16 protein-coding genes and 1 pseudogene are annotated in these 17132 nt (G+C 55.9%); all 17 read right to left on the reverse strand.

Annotated features, from left to right (window positions below):
* Nucleotides 1–63 precede the first annotated feature (63 nt).
* The 17 genes and pseudogenes from metK to aroC all read right to left on the reverse strand — a co-directional run bounded on the left by metK (nucleotide 64) and on the right by aroC (nucleotide 17095).
* A complete protein-coding gene (metK, locus tag Q0X28_RS06005) occupies nucleotides 64–1281 on the reverse strand; it encodes a methionine adenosyltransferase (RefSeq protein ID WP_298577107.1) in 1218 nt (405 codons plus the stop codon).
* 241 nt (nucleotides 1282–1522) lie between these two features.
* Nucleotides 1523–1816 carry a DNA-directed RNA polymerase subunit omega gene (gene rpoZ / locus Q0X28_RS06010; protein ID WP_296238231.1) on the reverse strand — a complete coding sequence of 98 codons (294 nt, stop codon included), beginning with the start codon at nucleotides 1814–1816 and terminating at the stop codon, nucleotides 1523–1525.
* A gap of 84 nt (nucleotides 1817–1900) precedes the next feature.
* Complete coding sequence (gene gmk / locus Q0X28_RS06015; RefSeq protein ID WP_296238406.1) at nucleotides 1901–2446, reverse strand: guanylate kinase; 546 nt, start codon at nucleotides 2444–2446, stop codon at nucleotides 1901–1903.
* An 83-nt stretch (nucleotides 2447–2529) separates the two neighbouring features.
* Complete coding sequence (mihF, locus tag Q0X28_RS06020) at nucleotides 2530–2850, reverse strand: integration host factor, actinobacterial type (protein WP_053961325.1); 321 nt, start codon at nucleotides 2848–2850, stop codon at nucleotides 2530–2532.
* Between the two features lie 154 nt (nucleotides 2851–3004).
* Entirely contained in the window at nucleotides 3005–3868 is an 864-nt protein-coding gene (gene pyrF / locus Q0X28_RS06025; protein WP_298577109.1) for an orotidine-5'-phosphate decarboxylase, read from the reverse strand.
* 8 nt (nucleotides 3869–3876) lie between these two features.
* Nucleotides 3877–7227 carry a carbamoyl-phosphate synthase large subunit gene (gene carB, locus Q0X28_RS06030; RefSeq protein WP_296238226.1) on the reverse strand — a complete coding sequence of 1117 codons (3351 nt, stop codon included), beginning with the start codon at nucleotides 7225–7227 and terminating at the stop codon, nucleotides 3877–3879.
* Nucleotides 7228–8409, reverse strand: coding sequence for a glutamine-hydrolyzing carbamoyl-phosphate synthase small subunit (gene carA / locus Q0X28_RS06035; protein ID WP_298577084.1), 1182 nt, complete (start codon nucleotides 8407–8409; stop codon nucleotides 7228–7230).
* A gap of 35 nt (nucleotides 8410–8444) precedes the next feature.
* Nucleotides 8445–9764: a dihydroorotase gene (locus Q0X28_RS06040; protein ID WP_296238222.1), complete on the reverse strand. Its 1320-nt coding sequence runs from the start codon at nucleotides 9762–9764 to the stop codon at nucleotides 8445–8447.
* Between the two features lie 2 nt (nucleotides 9765–9766).
* Nucleotides 9767–10711, reverse strand: coding sequence for an aspartate carbamoyltransferase catalytic subunit (locus Q0X28_RS06045; protein WP_298577086.1), 945 nt, complete (start codon nucleotides 10709–10711; stop codon nucleotides 9767–9769).
* Nucleotides 10708–11322 (reverse strand): annotated as a pseudogene (gene pyrR / locus Q0X28_RS06050) (bifunctional pyr operon transcriptional regulator/uracil phosphoribosyltransferase PyrR); the annotation flags it as partial. The pseudogene pyrR and the gene Q0X28_RS06045, both read right to left, overlap by 4 nt.
* A 114-nt stretch (nucleotides 11323–11436) precedes the next feature.
* Entirely contained in the window at nucleotides 11437–12036 is a 600-nt protein-coding gene (nusB, locus tag Q0X28_RS06055) for a transcription antitermination factor NusB (protein ID WP_298577088.1), read from the reverse strand.
* The gene (efp, locus tag Q0X28_RS06060) at nucleotides 12023–12586 is read right to left on the reverse strand and encodes an elongation factor P (protein WP_296238219.1); all 564 of its coding nucleotides are present in this window, start codon (nucleotides 12584–12586) and stop codon (nucleotides 12023–12025) included. Before efp ends, nusB begins: the two co-directional genes overlap by 14 nt.
* Before the next feature lie 78 nt (nucleotides 12587–12664).
* Nucleotides 12665–13801, reverse strand: coding sequence for an aminopeptidase P family protein (locus Q0X28_RS06065; protein WP_296238218.1), 1137 nt, complete (start codon nucleotides 13799–13801; stop codon nucleotides 12665–12667).
* Nucleotides 13802–13825: 24 nt separating this feature from the next.
* Complete coding sequence (aroQ, locus tag Q0X28_RS06070) at nucleotides 13826–14257, reverse strand: type II 3-dehydroquinate dehydratase (protein ID WP_296238217.1); 432 nt, start codon at nucleotides 14255–14257, stop codon at nucleotides 13826–13828.
* Between the two features lie 9 nt (nucleotides 14258–14266).
* Complete coding sequence (gene aroB / locus Q0X28_RS06075) at nucleotides 14267–15343, reverse strand: 3-dehydroquinate synthase (RefSeq protein WP_298577091.1); 1077 nt, start codon at nucleotides 15341–15343, stop codon at nucleotides 14267–14269.
* Between the two features lie 16 nt (nucleotides 15344–15359).
* Nucleotides 15360–15911, reverse strand: a complete 552-nt coding sequence (locus Q0X28_RS06080; RefSeq protein ID WP_298577093.1) for a shikimate kinase — start codon at nucleotides 15909–15911, stop codon at nucleotides 15360–15362.
* A complete protein-coding gene (gene aroC / locus Q0X28_RS06085; protein ID WP_296238214.1) occupies nucleotides 15899–17095 on the reverse strand; it encodes a chorismate synthase in 1197 nt (398 codons plus the stop codon). Before aroC ends, Q0X28_RS06080 begins: the two co-directional genes overlap by 13 nt.
* Nucleotides 17096–17132 lie beyond the last annotated feature (37 nt).

Consider the following 17132-nt stretch of genomic DNA (forward strand, 5'->3'; position numbering starts at 1 on the left):
CCAGAGAAAGGTGTGAAGCCCGTGTCTTCGCGACACGGGCTTCACACCCGCTAAGTTTGTGCGCTAGGCAGTAAGACCTGCAAGCGACGCTAGGTCAGCAGCACGGTCGGTGTTTTCCCAGGGCAATTCGACATCGGTACGGCCAAAGTGTCCATAGGCTGCTGTCTGCCGATAGATAGGACGGAGAAGATCAAGATCGCGCACAATAGCACCGGGGCGCAGATCAAAAACCTCTTCGATCGCAGCTTGAATGCGCAGCGGATCACACCTTTCGGTCCCGAACGTTTCGACAAACAGTCCCACCGGGGCAGCTTTCCCAATAGCGTAGGCGACTTGCACCTCGATGCGGTCAGCAAGACCAGCCGCAACAGCGTTCTTAGCTACCCAACGCATAGCGTAAGCGGCAGATCGATCGACCTTCGACGGGTCTTTTCCGGAGAATGCGCCGCCGCCGTGGCGCGCCATACCACCATAGGTGTCAACAATGATCTTGCGGCCAGTCAAGCCGGCGTCTCCCATAGGACCACCGAGAATAAAGCTGCCTGAGGGATTGACCAGCAGGCGGGGATTATCCGTGTCGAGTTCAGAGCTAGTGAGGTCATCCAGCACCGGGTTGAGCACACGATCGTGGATAGCTGGAGCCAATTCACTTTCCAGGTCAATACCGGCGTCGTGCTGGGTCGAAATGATCACGGTGTCAAGGCGAACTGCCAGATGACCGTGATACTCGATACTAACCTGCGTCTTGCCATCAGGGCGAAGCCAGGGCAATTCCTGGGTTTTACGCTCTTCAGCCAACCGGCGGGATAGCCGATGGGCCAGTGCGATGGGCAGCGGCATAAGCTCGGGGGTATCGGTGCACGCGTAACCAAACATTAAGCCTTGGTCGCCCGCACCTTGGCGGGATAGTTCATCCTCGTCCGATTCTGTGCGAACTTCGTGGCTGACATCAACACCATCAGCAATCTCCTGCGACTGGCGGCCAATAGAGATGTTGACGGCACAGGTGTTCCCATCGAAGCCCTTTGCCACATCGTCGTATCCGACATCTAGGATGGCTTTACGAACGGTTGCGTCGACATCGACGCTGGCATTGCTACGAACCTCTCCGGCAATATGAACCTGACCGGTGGTAGCAAAGGATTCAACGGCGACATGTGAGTAAGGGTCTTGTTCCAGGTAAGCGTCCAGCAACGAATCACTAATAGCGTCGCAGAGCTTATCGGGATGGCCCTCTGTAACCGACTCACTGGTGAAGAGACGGCGAACATTGCTCACGATATAAATCCTCGTTTCTGCAATATGGGCAGATGCTTATAGACGAATTACGAAGAATGAAAAGGATCGCGTTTTCATCCCCGTATAGCTTACGCGGTAGGCCGACAAAAGGCCTAGACGAAATGAATGTTTGCCTAACTTAGAGTAAAAAACCGCCCTACCGTCTATCTATGACGGCAGGGCGGCACTTGCTTTTGTCGAGCTATCCAGTAGCGAGCAATGGGTCATTCCCAACAGTGGGAAACTACTCCCCTTCCGTGTACTCGAGAAGGTCAGCATCAATCTCGCGTAGCGCGATGGACAGCGGCTTCTCGTGTAAGCGGGGCTCTACCAGCGGACCAACGTACTCGAGGATGCCCTCAGCAAGCTGGTTGTAGTAATCGTTGATCTGGCGGGCTCGTTTCGCAGCGAAGACAACGAGCGCATACTTCGAGGAAACCTTCTTGAGAAGTTCGTCCAGCGGCGGATCGGTGATACCGATCGGCGGCTCGTAGGGCTTCGGTGCTGCAAGACCTTCAGCTAGGCTCTGTTCAGCCACGTTTTGTGCCTCCGTGTGCCTTAGAGTATTACCGTTCAACTCTATGGGTAACACTCGGAACAGGCAAATTAGATATGTTCAACGTCAGTTAATTCCCCAACAGGATATCAGCTCAGAAACAGCGTCTTCGAGGTCATCGTTCACGATAATGCGGTCGAATTCGGACTGTGCTTCCAATTCAGCCAAAGCAGTCTGAAGTCGACGCTCAATGACCTCCTGGGATTCAGTTCCCCGTCCTACCAGGCGGTCAACCAAAATTTCCCAGCTTGGGGGTGCGAGGAACACCAGTTGCGCATCGGGCATAGAATGGCGAATCTGCCGGGCACCGGCCAGGTCCACTTCTACAAGCACTGGGCGCCCAGCATCCATTGCTGCAACGACAGGTTCGCGAGGAGTCCCGGAGCGTTGCAGTCCACCGTGAATGTCTGCCCATTCGAGCAATTCATTATTGTCGATGTAGCGCTGGAACTCGGGTTTTGAGACGAAAAAGTAATCTCGCCCATTAACTTCGCCAGGGCGAGGTTCGCGCGTCGTCACCGACACCGAGAAGTAGAGGTTGGGGACCAGTTCGCGGAGCCTTTGGACGACAGTCGATTTACCTACGGCAGAAGGGCCGGCTAGGACTACCAGCCGACCCTTCTGGGTAGCTTTGTCGTTCGAGGCCGCGGATGCGCTGGAAAGGGCTCGTTCAGTCTCGTCGGACACGGTGAAAACTACTCACCGAAACCGAAACGCTCGAGCAGGGCACGACGCTGGCGGTCGCCCAGGCCACGGAGACGACGGGTGGGAGCAATTTCCAGCTCGGTCATGATTTCCTGAGCCTTCACCTTACCGACCTTGGGGAGAGCTTCGAGAAGAGCAGAGACCTTCATTTTGCCGATGATCTCGTCGGTTTCAGCGTTCTTTAGGACGGTCTTAAGATCGGTTTCACCCTTCTTCAGGCGGTCCTTGAGCTCGGCGCGGGCACGACGAGCAGCAGCAGCCTTCTCAAGCGCGGCAGCGCGCTGTTCGGGGGTCAATTCAGGAAGGGCCACGATTCCTCCGTATCAGATAACTTTTATCAACGGAACACAGTTTTCGGTTCCGGGCGCTTGAAGACTCAAGCACCAGCTTGTGTCGTTTATTTTCTTAGATAGCGTAACACCAAACGACCAGGTACAACGCAACAAAGCAGCATGTTTTCCCAGTTTAGGCGAAATATTCGGCGTTCAACTGAGAAAGCCGTGCTGCCAAGTCTTCCACAGACGGGCCGCATTCTAAAAGTGCCCGCGAAATGTTAGGGACTCCTAAAGTGCCACCATGACCGATAATCCGGTCTACATCTTCTTTCGTAGCGCCTTGCGCACCCACACCAGGTAGGAGCACAGGGCCGCATAGATTCTCAAGGATAGGCGGATGTGGGACAGTTGCGCCAACCACCACGCCGAAAGAGCCAATTCCGTATTGCGCTTTTTCCCGATTATTCAACTCGCTGAGATAATCAACGATCTCCTGCGCGACACTCGGGGATGCATGGAGCTGTGCCTTGCCAGAGTGAGTAGGGTACGCATCCTGCAGAGAAGCACCCTCAGGATTCGACGTGCGAGCAAGGACGAAGAGGCCTCGCCCAGTTTCTCGCGCAGCAGAGTACAAAGGAGCTAAAGACTCGACCCCTAAGTACGGGGAGACTGTCAATGCATCGCTGGCCAACGGAGAATTATCTCGCAGCCACGCATCTGCATACCCTTGGTTGGTCGACCCAATATCGCCTCGCTTAGCATCGGAGACTACCAGTGTCCCAGCCTCACGCAGGTCCACAAGAGCCTTCTCTAACACGGCGAAACCCTTCGAACCAAAACACTCGAAAAAAGCTACCTGGGGTTTGACCAATGCTACCTGCCCGCCGAAAGCCTCAACACAGATACGCGTGAACTCGGTAAGGCCCGCGAGATTCCAGTCCAGCCCCCATTGCCGCAACAGAGCGGCATGGGGATCAATACCTACGCACAACCGACCAGTCTGCGCGCAGGCCTCCTGGAGCGCAACACCAAATGGTTTGGTGGGCCCGCACACGGCTTTCACTAGTTTGTCCGATCCATTCGATGGAGCTCCTGGAGCGGGTGCACAGTGAAATCCTCATCAGCGCGCAAAGCTTCAATACCTTGGACGCACGCAGCCGCACCAGACACGGTCGTAACGCACGGAATACCACGCGATACTGCAGCTGCTCGGATACCATATCCATCTTCCCGTGAACCGGAATTGCCCTTGGGAGTGTTGATGATAAGGTCGATCTGTCCGTCGCTTATGAGGTCAACGATGCTCTCAGCACCCTCTGGACGGTCGTCATCACCTGTCTGCTTGTATACCTGGACGCAGTCAATACCATTGCGACGCAGCATATCGCTGGTCCCACCAGTAGCCATGATGCGGAATCCCATGTCAAAGAGACGACGGGCTGGGAACACCATCGCGCGCTTATCCGTATTAGCCACAGAGATAAAGACTGTACCTTCCGTAGGTAGGCTTCCGTAAGCGGCAGTTTGGCTCTTCGCGAAGGCCTTGCCAAAGTTGGTGTCGATGCCCATTACTTCGCCGGTGGACTTCATTTCGGGTCCAAGAAGAGTGTCGACTCCCTCCCCGTCTGCTTTCCGGAACCGGTTGAAGGGGAGCACCGCTTCCTTAACGGAGATGGGGTGACCCATGGGGATTGTTCCCCCATCGCCCTCGGCCGGCAGCATGCCTTCCTTACGGAGGTTCGCAATAGTATCTCCCAGCATGATGCGGGCACAGCACTTGGCGAGTTGTACAGCAGTCGACTTGGAGACAAACGGGACGGTGCGGGATGCACGGGGGTTCGCTTCCAAAACGTAGAGGGTATTGCCCTTGAGAGCGTATTGAACGTTCATAAGGCCCTTTACCCCAATACCCATAGCGAGGGCTGCGGTAGAACGGCGAACCGCTTCAATATCTCCACGGCCAAGGGTCATCGGAGGGAGGGCGCAAGCAGAGTCGCCGGAGTGGATTCCAGCCTCTTCCACGTGTTCCATAATGCCGCCAAGATACACTTCTTCCCCGTCGCAGAGAGCGTCAACGTCAATCTCGATGGCGTCATCAAGGAAACGGTCAACCAGGACCGGATGTTCCGGGGTGAGCTCGGTGGCCCGTTCAATGTAGTCACGCAGTGAATCTTCGTTGTACACGATCTCCATACCACGTCCACCCAGGACATAGGAGGGACGCACCAGAACAGGGAATCCGATTCCGTTGGCGACTTTAGCGGCTTCCTCGAAGGAGGTCGCGGTGCCGTACTTGGGGGCGGGAAGATTAGCAGCGGAGAGGACTTTACCGAACTCACCACGATCCTCGGCGAGGTCGATAGCAGCAGGTGAGGTTCCAACAATTGGAACACCCGCCTCCTCCAGTTTGGCTGCTAGCGAGAGTGGGGTTTGCCCACCCAGTTGCACGATGACGCCCGCCACATCACCAGAAGCACACTCAGAGCGGTAGACCTCAAGGACATCTTCAAGAGTCAGCGGCTCAAAGTAGAGGCGATCGGCGGTGTCATAGTCCGTCGAGACTGTCTCCGGGTTGCAGTTGACCATGATGGTCTCGTAGCCGACTGCAGAAAGCGACTGGGCTGCATGGACACAGGAGTAATCAAACTCAATACCTTGGCCGATACGGTTGGGACCGGAGCCCAAAATAATGACCTTCGGCCGGTCCTTTTGAGGCACGACTTCGGTTTCAGCTACAGGGTCAAACTCATAGGCGGAGTAGTGGTATGGAGTTTTCGCCTCAAACTCTGCAGCGCAGGTATCAACAGCTTTGTAGACGGGATGAATACCCAAGCGGTCGCGGAGTTTGCGGACTCCTGCCTCACCATCAATCTCCGGACGGAGAGAGGCGATTTGGCGGTCTGAGAAGCCATTGTACTTTGCGAGTTGAATAATCTCCGCGGTGAGTACCGGCGCCTCCACGACCTCGTTTCGAACGTCGACGAGCCCGCGAATCTCGCCCAGGAACCACGGATCAATACCAGTCGCCGCATACAGGTCATCGATGGAGACCCCCTGTCGCAGAAGGTATTCAACTGTATAGATGCGATTTTCAGTGGGGCGCTTGACCTCTTCCACGAGATCGTCGACAGACTTCTGGCCGTTGCCCGTGATGAAGTCGTCGGGGCGAGTCCAGAAACCTGCATACTTGGTTTCAAGAGAGCGAAGAACCTTGTTGAGGGATTCACGGAAGCTCCGTCCCAATGACATGGCTTCACCCACCGACTTCATGGTCGTAGTCAGCGTGTCATCCACACCTGGGAACTTTTCAAAGGCGAAGCGCGGTGCCTTCACTACGACGTAGTCGAGAGTTGGCTCGAAGCTGGCGGGTGTTTCCTTCGTAATATCATTCGGGATCTCATCCAGGGTGTAGCCAATGGCCAGTTTGGCGGCGATCTTCGCGATGGGGAAGCCGGTCGCCTTAGACGCGAGTGCGGAGGATCGCGAAACGCGCGGGTTCATCTCGATGATGATGAGCCGCCCAGTCTTCGGGTCCTGGGCAAACTGAATATTACAGCCACCCGTATCGACACCGACAGCACGCAGAATAGCGATCGATTGGTCACGCATAATCTGGTACTCACGGTCAGTGAGTGTCATAGCGGGAGCAACCGTGATGGAGTCACCAGTGTGAACGCCCACTGGGTCGAAATTCTCGATGGAACAGACGACCACAACGTTGTCGTTGTGGTCCCGCATAAGCTCGAGCTCGAATTCTTTCCACCCGAGGATCGATTCTTCGATGAGGACATTGGCGGTGGGGGAAGCAGCGAGGCCGCCGCCAGCGATCCGATCAAGATCCTCCATCGTGTAGGCCAAACCAGAGCCCAAGCCACCCATCGTGAAGGACGGACGTACCACCACGGGCAAACCAAGTTCGGCAACAGTCTCGTGCACTTCCTCCATGGTGTAGCAGACACGGGAACGCGCCGATTCGCCACCGATCTCCGCGACAATATCCTTGAAGGTCTGGCGATCTTCGCCACGCTGAATGGACTCGAACGATGCACCGATCAGTTCAACGTTGTACTTCTCTAGCAGGCCACGGTCATGGAGATCGACAGCGGCGTTCAGAGCAGTCTGTCCGCCGAGTGTAGGAAGAACGGCGTCAATCGGATGGCCGTCGGCTGCTTCCTTCTGGAAGATCTTCTCGATGTAATCAGCAGTGATGGGCTGGACATACGTTGAGTCTGCAAATTCCGGATCCGTCATAATAGTGGCGGGGTTGGAATTGATAAGGGAGACACGAATGCCTTCCTGCTTCAGCACACGGCAGGCTTGGGTACCGGAGTAGTCAAACTCGCAAGCTTGGCCAATGACAATCGGGCCGGAGCCAATGACGAGAATGTGGTTGAGGTCTTCGCGACGTGGCATTTACTTCTGTCCCTTCTTGCCATGCACCTCAAGGAGGTCAACGAACTGGTCAAAGAGGTAGTTTGCGTCGTGGGGGCCGGCGCAGGCCTCAGGGTGATACTGAACGGAGAAGGCACTGCCGTCGAGCAGCTTGACGCCTTCCACAGTGTCATCATTGGGACAGCTGTGGGAGATGAGGGCGCGGCCGTAGGGAGTGTCGAATTCCATTCCGGGTTCACCCTCCAACGCGAAACCGTGGTTTTGCGAGGTGATAGCAATACGGCCGGTCTGATGGTCTTTCACCGGAATATTGATGCCGCGGTGGCCGAATTTCATCTTGTAGGTATCGAGGCCAAGTGCACGACCGAAAATCTGATTACCAAAGCAAATGCCAAAGAGCGGCATCTCATTCTCGAGTGCAGCTTTGGTCAGGGCGATAGGGGCGGTAGCTGTGATCGGGTCTCCGGGGCCATTGGAGAAGAAGAGACCATCAACATTCAGCTCCTCGATTTCTTCCCAAGTGGTCGCAGCGGGCATCATGTGGACGCGGAGACCACGATTGACGAAGTTACGCGGGGTGTTAGCCTTGATCCCGAGGTCAATCGCTGCGATGGTGAAGCGACGCTCCCCTATCGGATCCAGAGTGTACATCTCCTGCGTGGTTACTTCGCTAGCAAGATCCTGCCCGGCTGCCGGTGGTTGACTCCGGACCTTCTCCAACATCTCGTCTTCGCTTATCAGCGAGTCGCCGGAGAAGATGCCTGCCAGCATGCTCCCTTTTGCGCGGAGATGCCGCACAATGGCACGGGTATCAACATTCTGGATGCCGACAATCCGCTGTTCTTCCAGCTCTTCCTGCAGTGTATGGTCAAGTCGCCAGCTGCAGGGTTGGTGCGCATAATCGCGAATGACGTAGCCGGCTACATGGATTCGTCCCCGCATTCCGTTACGGACAGCGTCGTTGGTAGGCTCGGCGGTCATGGACTCGCCATCAACCATGTTCCATCCGGTATTGCCGATCTGCGGCGCTGTAGAGACCACAATTTGGCGGCGGTAGGAGGGGTCCGTCAGGGTTTCCTGGTATCCGGTCATACCGGTGGCGAAAACAGCCTCACCCAGGGTCTCCCCTACGGTTCCAAAGGCATGCCCGCGGAAGATGCGTCCATCTTCGAGCACGAGGGCTGCTGGAATTCGTTCGCTCACTATTCCTTCTTTCCTAGTCTATGCGCTTTGTGGTTCTAGAGGGCGGCTTCACCGTCACGCGCAGTGACACGTCCGCGAAGTACCGTGAGCACTGGGCGAGCACGGAACTCCATGCCTTCGTAGGGAGTATTGGAGGCGATTGAGGCAAGCTCTTCACCGTAGACACACCAGCTAGCGTCAGGGTCGATAACGGTGAGGTTTGCGGGTTCACCAGCTTCCAGCGGGCGCCCATGGTCGGCGAGTCCGACTATTTCGGCCGGGCGTTCACTCATGACGCGTGCGATATCGCGCCAGGTCATGCGACCGGTTTCCACCATCACCTGCGCCATAATGGCGAGGGAGGTTTCGAGTCCCAACATGCCATTCGCAGCTTCGGCGAATTCGCAGCAGGTCTCTTCCGACCCGTGCGGGGCATGGTCGGTGGCGACACAGTCGATGACTCCATCAATCAACGCTTGCTGAAGTGCTTCATTATCTGATTCTTCACGCAAAGGCGGGTTCACCCGGTAAACGCCGTTGTAAGTGGAAAGAACTGAGTCGTTCAGGAGGAGATGGTGCGGGGTGACTTCAGCGGTGACGTTGACACCCTGCTCATGGGCCCACTTTAGGAGTTCAACGGTGCCTTTGGTGGAGGCATGGCAGACGTGAATATGGGCGTGTGCATCGCGAGCGAGAAGAATATCGCGAGCTACGATGGACTCTTCCGCTGCACGCGGCCAACCTTTCATCCCGAGTTTGGCTGCCATCGGTCCCTCGTGGGCAATGGCACCTTCGGTGAGTCGATCTTCTTCCGCATGCTGTGCAATTGTTGCCCCCAGCCCTGCCGCATACTCCAGTGCACGTCGCATGACGAGAGGATTATTGACGCATTTTCCGTCATCGGAGAACCACCGAACCTGGGCCCTACCCTTGTTCATCAAACCCATTTCAGACAGTTCTTTGCCTTGTAGTCCCACCGTAATGGAACCCACCGGGTAGACGTCGCACAGACCGATTTCCTGGCCTTTGCTCCACACCATCTCCGCTAAGTTATTGTTATCGATAACGGGCTTGGTGTTGGGCATGGTGTAGACGGCAGTGAAACCACCGAGAGCTGCGGCAGCAGAGCCACTGGCGATAGTCTCCGTATCCTCTCGACCAGGCTCACGGAGGTGTACGTGAATGTCAACGAGACCAGGGAGAAGGACGTTGCCGCGGCCGTCATACTCTTCGCATTCCGCGGGGAGAGCGGCGAGAGTGCCGTGGGGAGCAATAGTATCGATGCGGCCGTCCTGTACAAGAACGTCGACGGCGTCTCCTTCGCCGTAGAGGTGGACGTTGCGGATGAGAAGTGCAGTCATAGTGTCTTTCTCCATGGTTACGCCTCGTCAGCACCAGTGAGAAGCGTGATAAGGATGGCCATACGAACGTGAACACCGTTGTTCACCTGCTGAAGAACAGCGGTTTGCGGCGAATCAGCAACATCAAAGTTGATTTCCATGCCACGAATCATGGGGCCCGGGTGCATGACGATGGCATCGTCACGAAGCAGTGCGAGACGTTTCTTGCTCATTCCGTAGAGTGCAGCGTACTCACGCACGGAGGGGAAGAACGCTTCGCCAGCCTTCATGCGCTCTTCTTGGACGCGCAGTAACTGGACAGCGTCAGCATCATGCAACTCTGCATCAAGGTCGTGCGAAACACGGCATGGCCATTCTTCGACGCCAACTGGAAGCAGCGTGGGAGGGGCCACGAACACAACTTCTGCTCCAAGTTTGGAGAAAAGGAGGAGATCGGAGCGAGCCACTCGGGAGTGGAGAATGTCGCCAACAACGACTAGTTTGCGACCCTCAAAACCGCCGTGATGCTGTCGAAATGTGAGTGCGTCGAGAAGCGCTTGGGAGGGGTGTTCGTGCTGACCATCACCAGCGTTGATGATGGAGGGGCCATGGACCCCGTCTGGGGACAGCCATTGTGCCAATTGTGCGGGTGCACCAGAATTAGGATGCCTGACGATGAGGGCTTCCGCACCGATCGCGGTCAAGGTTTGGCCAGTATCCTGAAGCGACTCGCCTTTCTTTACCGATGAACTTCCCGCTGAGATATTGACGACATCGGCACTGAGCCACTTTGCCGCTGTTTCGAAACTGGAGCGTGTGCGTGTGGAATTCTCGTAGAAGACGGTGAATACGGTGCGTCCGCGCAGAGTCGGAAGCTTTCGAATTTCTCGCTCCAGCAGCGAGGATTTGAGCTCATCTGCAAGATCGAGAAGGGCAAGGGCACTGTCTTTGTCGAGATCGTTGATCGAGACGAGGTGCTTCACTCTGCCTCTCCTTCTGTGATGTCCCGAGTGAGGACGACTTCGTCTGCGCCGTCCGATTCGTCCAAGTGAACGTTCACGCCCTCAGCGCGGGCAGTGGGAATATTTTTGCCCACGTAGTCTGGCCGAATAGGAAGTTCGCGATGTCCGCGGTCGACAAGAACCGCTAGTTGGATCACGTCCGGCCGACCAATGTCGCGGAGCGCGTCGAGCGCTGCACGTACGGTTCGTCCGGAGAAAAGAACATCATCGACGAGAATAACGAGCGCGCCATCAATCCCGTTGCGAGGAATCTGAGTCTCACCCATAGGGCGGGGGCGACGTTGACGAAGATCATCACGGTAGAGGGTGATGTCGAGTGATCCGACTTCTGGGGAATTACCGGTGAATTCCGCAATATTTGCAGCAAGTCGGTGGGCGAGGTGGGTACCTCGCGTTGGAATGCCCAAGAGAACAACGCGCTTCGATGAAGATTCGTCAAGCGCTGTTTTTTCAATGATCTGATGGGCGATTCGTGCGACGGTGCGTGATACGTCCGCAGCGTCAAGCAGTTGCACGTTGTCGTTCATCCTGACCTCCTTCTCCGCCTCGCTGGACGGCTTGTTAAAGGATGTCTGCTCTGAGGTTTAAGTGTAGCAGCCCCAGCCCTGCTCACACATCTCATAACGATCGGAACCTGAAGGTTTCCCCTTCAGGTTCCGATCCGTTTGTTGAGGCACACGTAGCAGTTAGTCAGCGTAGTTCTCTCGCTCCACTTCATCGGTGGAGGGAACGGCATCAAGCTGCTCTTCTGCCAGCTCGACAGTGCTGGTGTGGGACAGCTGCTCCTTAACAACATCGCGATCGCGCAACACTTTGTCTAGCACTCCATTGACGAAACGCGGAGCATCATCATCCGAGTATTCTCGTGCCAGGCTTACAGCCTCGTCAACTGCCGTTAATGCCGGCACATCATCGGTGAACAGAAGCTCCCATACACCAATTCGAAGCGCTGTACGATCTACCACAGCAAGCCGGTCCAAGGACCAGTCGGTGAGGGAGGACGACAGAATCTCATCGATTCGATCAATCTCTTCGGCGACACCGGTAATAATCGCGATAGCGTAGTCGCTGACGAGTGGCATGCCGCCTTCCCCGAGACGCGCCAATTCTAGGGCGTAGTCGCGACGGTTTTCAGCGAGCTCAACAGGATCAACATCTCGACTTTCTGCTTCGAAGAGCAGAGTCAGTGCGCGCTGACGAGCCTTATGGCGGCTGCCAGAATGACGCGGGCGAGCAGCTTTACCTGTCCCCGCTCCGGAGCCCTGTGTTGGATTAGTTGTTGACACGGCTCAGGTAACGACCATCTCGAGTATCGATGCGCAGAACGTCACCGGTATTGATGAAGAGAGGAACCTGCACTTCAGCACCCGTTTCCAGAGTAGCGGGCTTGGTGCCGGCAGAGGAACGATCGCCCTGCAGGCCTGGGTCGGTGTGCGCCACGGTGAGGTCAACAGCAACCGGCAAGTCGGCAAACAGTGGCACACCTTCGTGCATAGACACCTGGACGGTAGTGTTCTCGAGGAGGAAGCGAGCTCCATCACCCAGGATTTCGGGTCCGACGGTGATCTGATCGTAGGTGTCCTCGTCCATCAGCACGAAGTCGTTGCCGTCCTTGTAAAGGTAGGTAAAATCGCGCCGGTCCACAGTCGCAGTGTCCACCTTGACACCGGCGTTGAAGGTCTTATCAACAACCTTACCAGTGACAACATCCTTCAGCTTGGTCCGCACGAAAGCGGGACCCTTACCGGGCTTAACGTGCTGGAATTCTACGATCTGCTGCAGCTTGCCATCAATCTGCAGTACCAGGCCATTCTTGAAGTCTGCGGTACTCGCCACAATGAGCTCTTTTCTGTCGAAATGTCTAGGTAGTCGCGAGGAGTGCACTCCTTAGCAACTAGTACCTCATGGAGTTTACTAAACGTGCAGCAATTCTGCGGAAAGCGCCTGCAGAGAGCGCACATTTCCGGAGTCTTCGAGCACGTAGGTGTTTTCTATTCGCACACCCCCACGTTCAGGAAGATAGATCCCGGGCTCGATTGTGAATACTGACCCAGCGACCAATTCTTCTGATGAACCACTACGTACCCATGGATGCTCATGGATATCCACGCCAACTCCATGGCCAGTCGAGTGCCCGAAGTACGGACCATAGCCGGCATCATTAATGACTGCGCGGGCGGCCTCATCGAGTGCTCCAGCGGAAACCCCTGGACGCACCACTGCAAGTGCTGCCTGGTGTGCATGCCACACGCAGTCGGCGATCTCTTCTTGCCATGCGGTGGAATCTCCGACACAGAACGTGCGGGTGCAATCTGAGTGGTAACCCCTTACTACTGCACCAAAATCAATGACGACGAGATCACCGGCAGCAATTGGGGTATTGTCGGGTGAATGATGTGGGAGTGCACTGTTAGCTCCAGTACCCACGATAGTTTCAAAGGAGACACCTTCGGAACCTCGCACTTTCATGAGGTAATCGAGGCGGGCTGCCACTTCGCTTTCGGTAGCGCCAGGTACAAGGGCATGCTCATCAATAAGCTGCTCCAGCGCAGCTTCAGCACACTGTGCGGCTTGATTGAGCGCAATGATCTCACTGCGGTCTTTGACCGACCGCAACTGTGCAATATATGCAGACACATCACTAAGCCCCTCCATCATCCCAGCAGAAGTCAGGTCCTGCTGTGTACACGAACTCAGCCACGCCGCCAGCTCCTGGTAGTCGAGCCAGTTGAGGAACTCACCATCCACCCCCAGCGTGTTTGCGTGCAGATGCCGTGTTTCACTCACCTCAGTTAGTGCGGCACTACCACGTGCGCTGCAGCTCTCTACTGCAATTCCAGGACATTCTGCAAAAGCTTGGAGGGTATAGCGGGCGTCGGTGATGAGAACGTCGTTATCCGCAGCGAAGCTGTCAATCCAGAGAAGAGCGTTAGAACCCGAAAAACCGGTGAAGTAGCGAATTGAGCTGAGCCCAAATAGTACGATGGCCCCCGCTTCTACCGAACAGCGGAGCCGATTGCGCCGCTCGGCATAGTTTTCTGCAACTGTCATTGCTACCTTTTCTAAGTTCGGTCGTTAGCTCTGCTGCGCAAACCAGCGCAACGCAAGGCGGTAGACGTCAATGCCGAGTCCAACGATCACCCCGGTGGCGATGGCAGAAAGGTAGCTGTGGTGACGGAACTCTTCGCGAGCGTGGACGTTAGAGATATGGACTTCAATAAAACCAGCGTGGTCCGCGAGTTCGGCACAAGCATCACGTAGCGCAACTGAAGTATGTGTCAGTGCTCCAGCATTGAGGATGACGGGTTCCTGCGTATCGGCGCAGTCATGCACCCAGCCCAGAAGTTCCGCTTCTGAGTCCGTTTGTTTGACCTCGATCTCGACCCCCAGCTCAACTGCATCTTGTTCCAAAATAGCGACGAGGTCAGCGAAGGTGGTCGACCCGTACACTTCTGGTTGACGCTTTCCCAGGCGTCCTAAGTTCGGACCGTTTAGTACGTGGATCATTCCTTCTCCTTACTGTTTGCTAACTTCAGCATAGGCAGCAGCAAGTTGCTCTTGCGTCGGATTCTCCATTCGGACAGGGTTTCCGATGCCGTCAAGCACGACAAAACGAAGAACTCCGGTGCGGTTCTTTTTATCGGAGTACATCGTGCTTATGAGCTCATCGAGTGCCTCTGCATCATAGGATGTGGGCAGCCCTACTGCCGACACAATGTCGCGGGTACGGTTTACGTCGGCTTCAGTAAGGAGACCCGCAGTGCGAGCCAGTGCCGCCGCAAAGACCATCCCCACCGCAACTGCATTCCCATGTCGCCACAGGTAGTGTTCCCGTTGCTCAATCGCATGCGCCAAAGTGTGGCCATAGTTGAGGTTCTCACGAAGGCCTGATTCGCGAAGATCGCAGCTGACGACATCAGCTTTCACCTGTACCGAGCGACACACGAGTTCATGAAGCACCGGCCCGTCAACATCAAAGACCGCTGCGGGATTGTCTTCCACGAGTTCAAGAATGCGCTGGTCCACAATAAAACCGCACTTCACTACTTCCGCCATACCAGAGACGATTTCAGACCGTGGGAGTGTGTGGAGAACATGCAGATCAATAAACACTCCCTGTGGCTCATGGAACGTCCCCACTAAGTTCTTACCGATGGCATTGTTGATCCCGGTCTTTCCGCCTACTCCGGCATCAACCATGCCAAGCAGAGAGGTAGGGCAGCTGATGAAAGCAATCCCCCGCATCCAGGTGGAGGCGATGAAACCAGCGAGATCTGTCGCCGCTCCACCACCGACACCCATGATGACGTCTGCACGGGTGATGCCAGCTTTACCACACTTGATCCACAGTTCCTCCGCAACAACAAGCGTCTTTCCCGCCTCTGCATCAGGCACGGGGAAGAGATGGACAGTACTGCCGTTCTCCCGCAGTGCTGCAGCGATCTCTGCCACAAAATAGGACACGCTCTCTTGGTAGACGATACCGACGTTCCGGAATCGCCCACCCAACTCTGCAATTTCCGGGACGAGGTGGGAGCCGATTCTCACATGGTAGGGGTGAGCTGCGTTTACATCGATCACAGTTACTGTCATCTCAGTCTCTTTCGTATTAGTCGTCGTCCACGTCGGCGGTGAGCCGAGCACGGCCGAGGAAAGCACAAATCTCATCAATCACGTCGAGAGGTTTGCGATGTTCAGGGCGAATAGTAAGATCGGCAACCTCTCGATAGTAAGGGCGGCGAATTCGTCGCAGCTGGCGATAGTGTTCAGCGGGGTCCTTAGCAGCAAGAACTGGTCGCGTAGAGGTATCCGCGGTGCGTCGGATTCCCTCTGCAGCCGAAATATCCAAGAAAACAACGGGAACTTCAGCAAGCAAGGTACGGGTTCGAGACGAGAGAACCGCTCCGCCCCCCAACGCGAGAATGCCATCATGGTGAGCGAGACTCTCAGCTACGATATCCTCTTCAATTTCGCGGAATGCAGATTCACCGAGCTCAGCAAAAACCTCCCCGCAGCTCTTCCCATACTGCTTCTCTATCACCTGATCGGTATCAAGAAATGGAAGCTGCAGCGCGCGAGAAAGACGTTTTCCGGCGGTAGTTTTTCCCGATCCCGGGAGTCCCACAAATACGCAGACTGGGGCAAAAGCTACTGCTCCCATGTGAGACGATCCTTCACATACTCCTGGTAGGCGCAGTAGTTTCGGCGTGTTTCCGCAAGGGTGTCTCCACCGAATTTCTCCAGTACTGTCTGTGCCAGCACCAACGCCACCATCGCTTCAGCAACGACACCGGCGGCGGGTACCGCGCACACATCAGAGCGCTGGTGGATAGCTGTTGCCGGGGCACCATTTGCCATATCAACGGTCGCTAATGCTCGTGGCACGGTTGAAATAGGCTTCATAGCTGCTCGTACTACCAGAGGTTGGCCATCTGTCATCCCACCTTCTAGACCACCAGCATGGTTCGAGCGACGGATGACGCCCACCTCAGCAGGATCCATTTGGTCGTGGGCAATGGAGCCACGGCGCCGGGCAAGCGCAAACCCTTCACCAATCTCAACGCCTTTAATGGCTTGAATACCCATAAGCGCACTGGCCAGCCGGGCTTCCAAACGGCGTTCTCCCGACACAAAAGACCCCAGGCCAATCGGGAGCCCATGTACGACTACTTCCACGACACCGCCTAACGTATCTCCTGCCTTCCGCGCGGCATCGATTTCAGCGATCATGCTCGCTTCGGCGTCCGGGTGGGAGGCTCGAACGGGGCTTTCGTCAATACGTGCTTGGTCAGCACTGGTGGGTAACTCATCTACGCCGTAGAGGGAGGAGTCTCCAATAGAAAGGACACGAGAGACAACTTCGACTCCCATGACTTCGCGGAGGATTATGCGTGCGACGGTACCGGCTGCAACCCGCGCAGCTGTCTCGCGGGCCGATGAACGCTCGAGAATATTCCGAGCGTCTTCCGCACCGTATTTGAGCATGCCCGCAAAGTCGGCGTGCCCAGGCCGCGGCCGGGTGAGAGGTTGGTTGCGCGCGAGATCGTCGATGTCTGCGGGGTCAACAGGGCTAGGAGACATAATCTTCTCCCATTTAGGCCATTCGCTATTGTCAATTTGAATGGCGATTGGTCCGCCCAGCGTTACGCCGTGCCGCACTCCGGTCAAAAGAGTGACGCGGTCTTGCTCAAACTTCATACGCGCACCACGGCCGTAGCCAAGTCGGCGCCGTGCTAGTTGTGTGGAGACTTCATCAACCGTCAAAGGTAGTCCGGCGATAACGTCTTCCACGAGTGCGATCAGCGCTTGGCCGTGGGATTCACCTGCAGTAGTCCATCGAAACACGGTTCTATTCTGTCATGTTTCGATTCGTTCCCCTATC

This window comes from uncultured Lawsonella sp. (assembly GCF_947252745.1).
Classification (GTDB): Bacteria; Actinomycetota; Actinomycetes; order Mycobacteriales; family Mycobacteriaceae; genus Lawsonella.

What these genes read in the sequence shown, in the direction of transcription:
- aroB (WP_298577091.1), bottom strand. Translation starts at nt 15,343, where the DNA reads ATGACAGTAACTGTGATCGATGTAAACGCAGCTCACCCCTACCATGTG.
- carB (WP_296238226.1), bottom strand. Translation starts at nt 7,227, where the DNA reads ATGCCACGTCGCGAAGACCTCAACCACATTCTCGTCATTGGCTCCGGC.
- Q0X28_RS06080 (WP_298577093.1), bottom strand. Translation starts at nt 15,911, where the DNA reads ATGGGAGCAGTAGCTTTTGCCCCAGTCTGCGTATTTGTGGGACTCCCG.
- Q0X28_RS06040 (WP_296238222.1), bottom strand. Translation starts at nt 9,764, where the DNA reads ATGGAGAAAGACACTATGACTGCACTTCTCATCCGCAACGTCCACCTC.
- aroQ (WP_296238217.1), bottom strand. Translation starts at nt 14,257, where the DNA reads ATGATCCACGTACTAAACGGTCCGAACTTAGGACGCCTGGGAAAGCGT.
- Q0X28_RS06065 (WP_296238218.1), bottom strand. Translation starts at nt 13,801, where the DNA reads ATGACAGTTGCAGAAAACTATGCCGAGCGGCGCAATCGGCTCCGCTGT.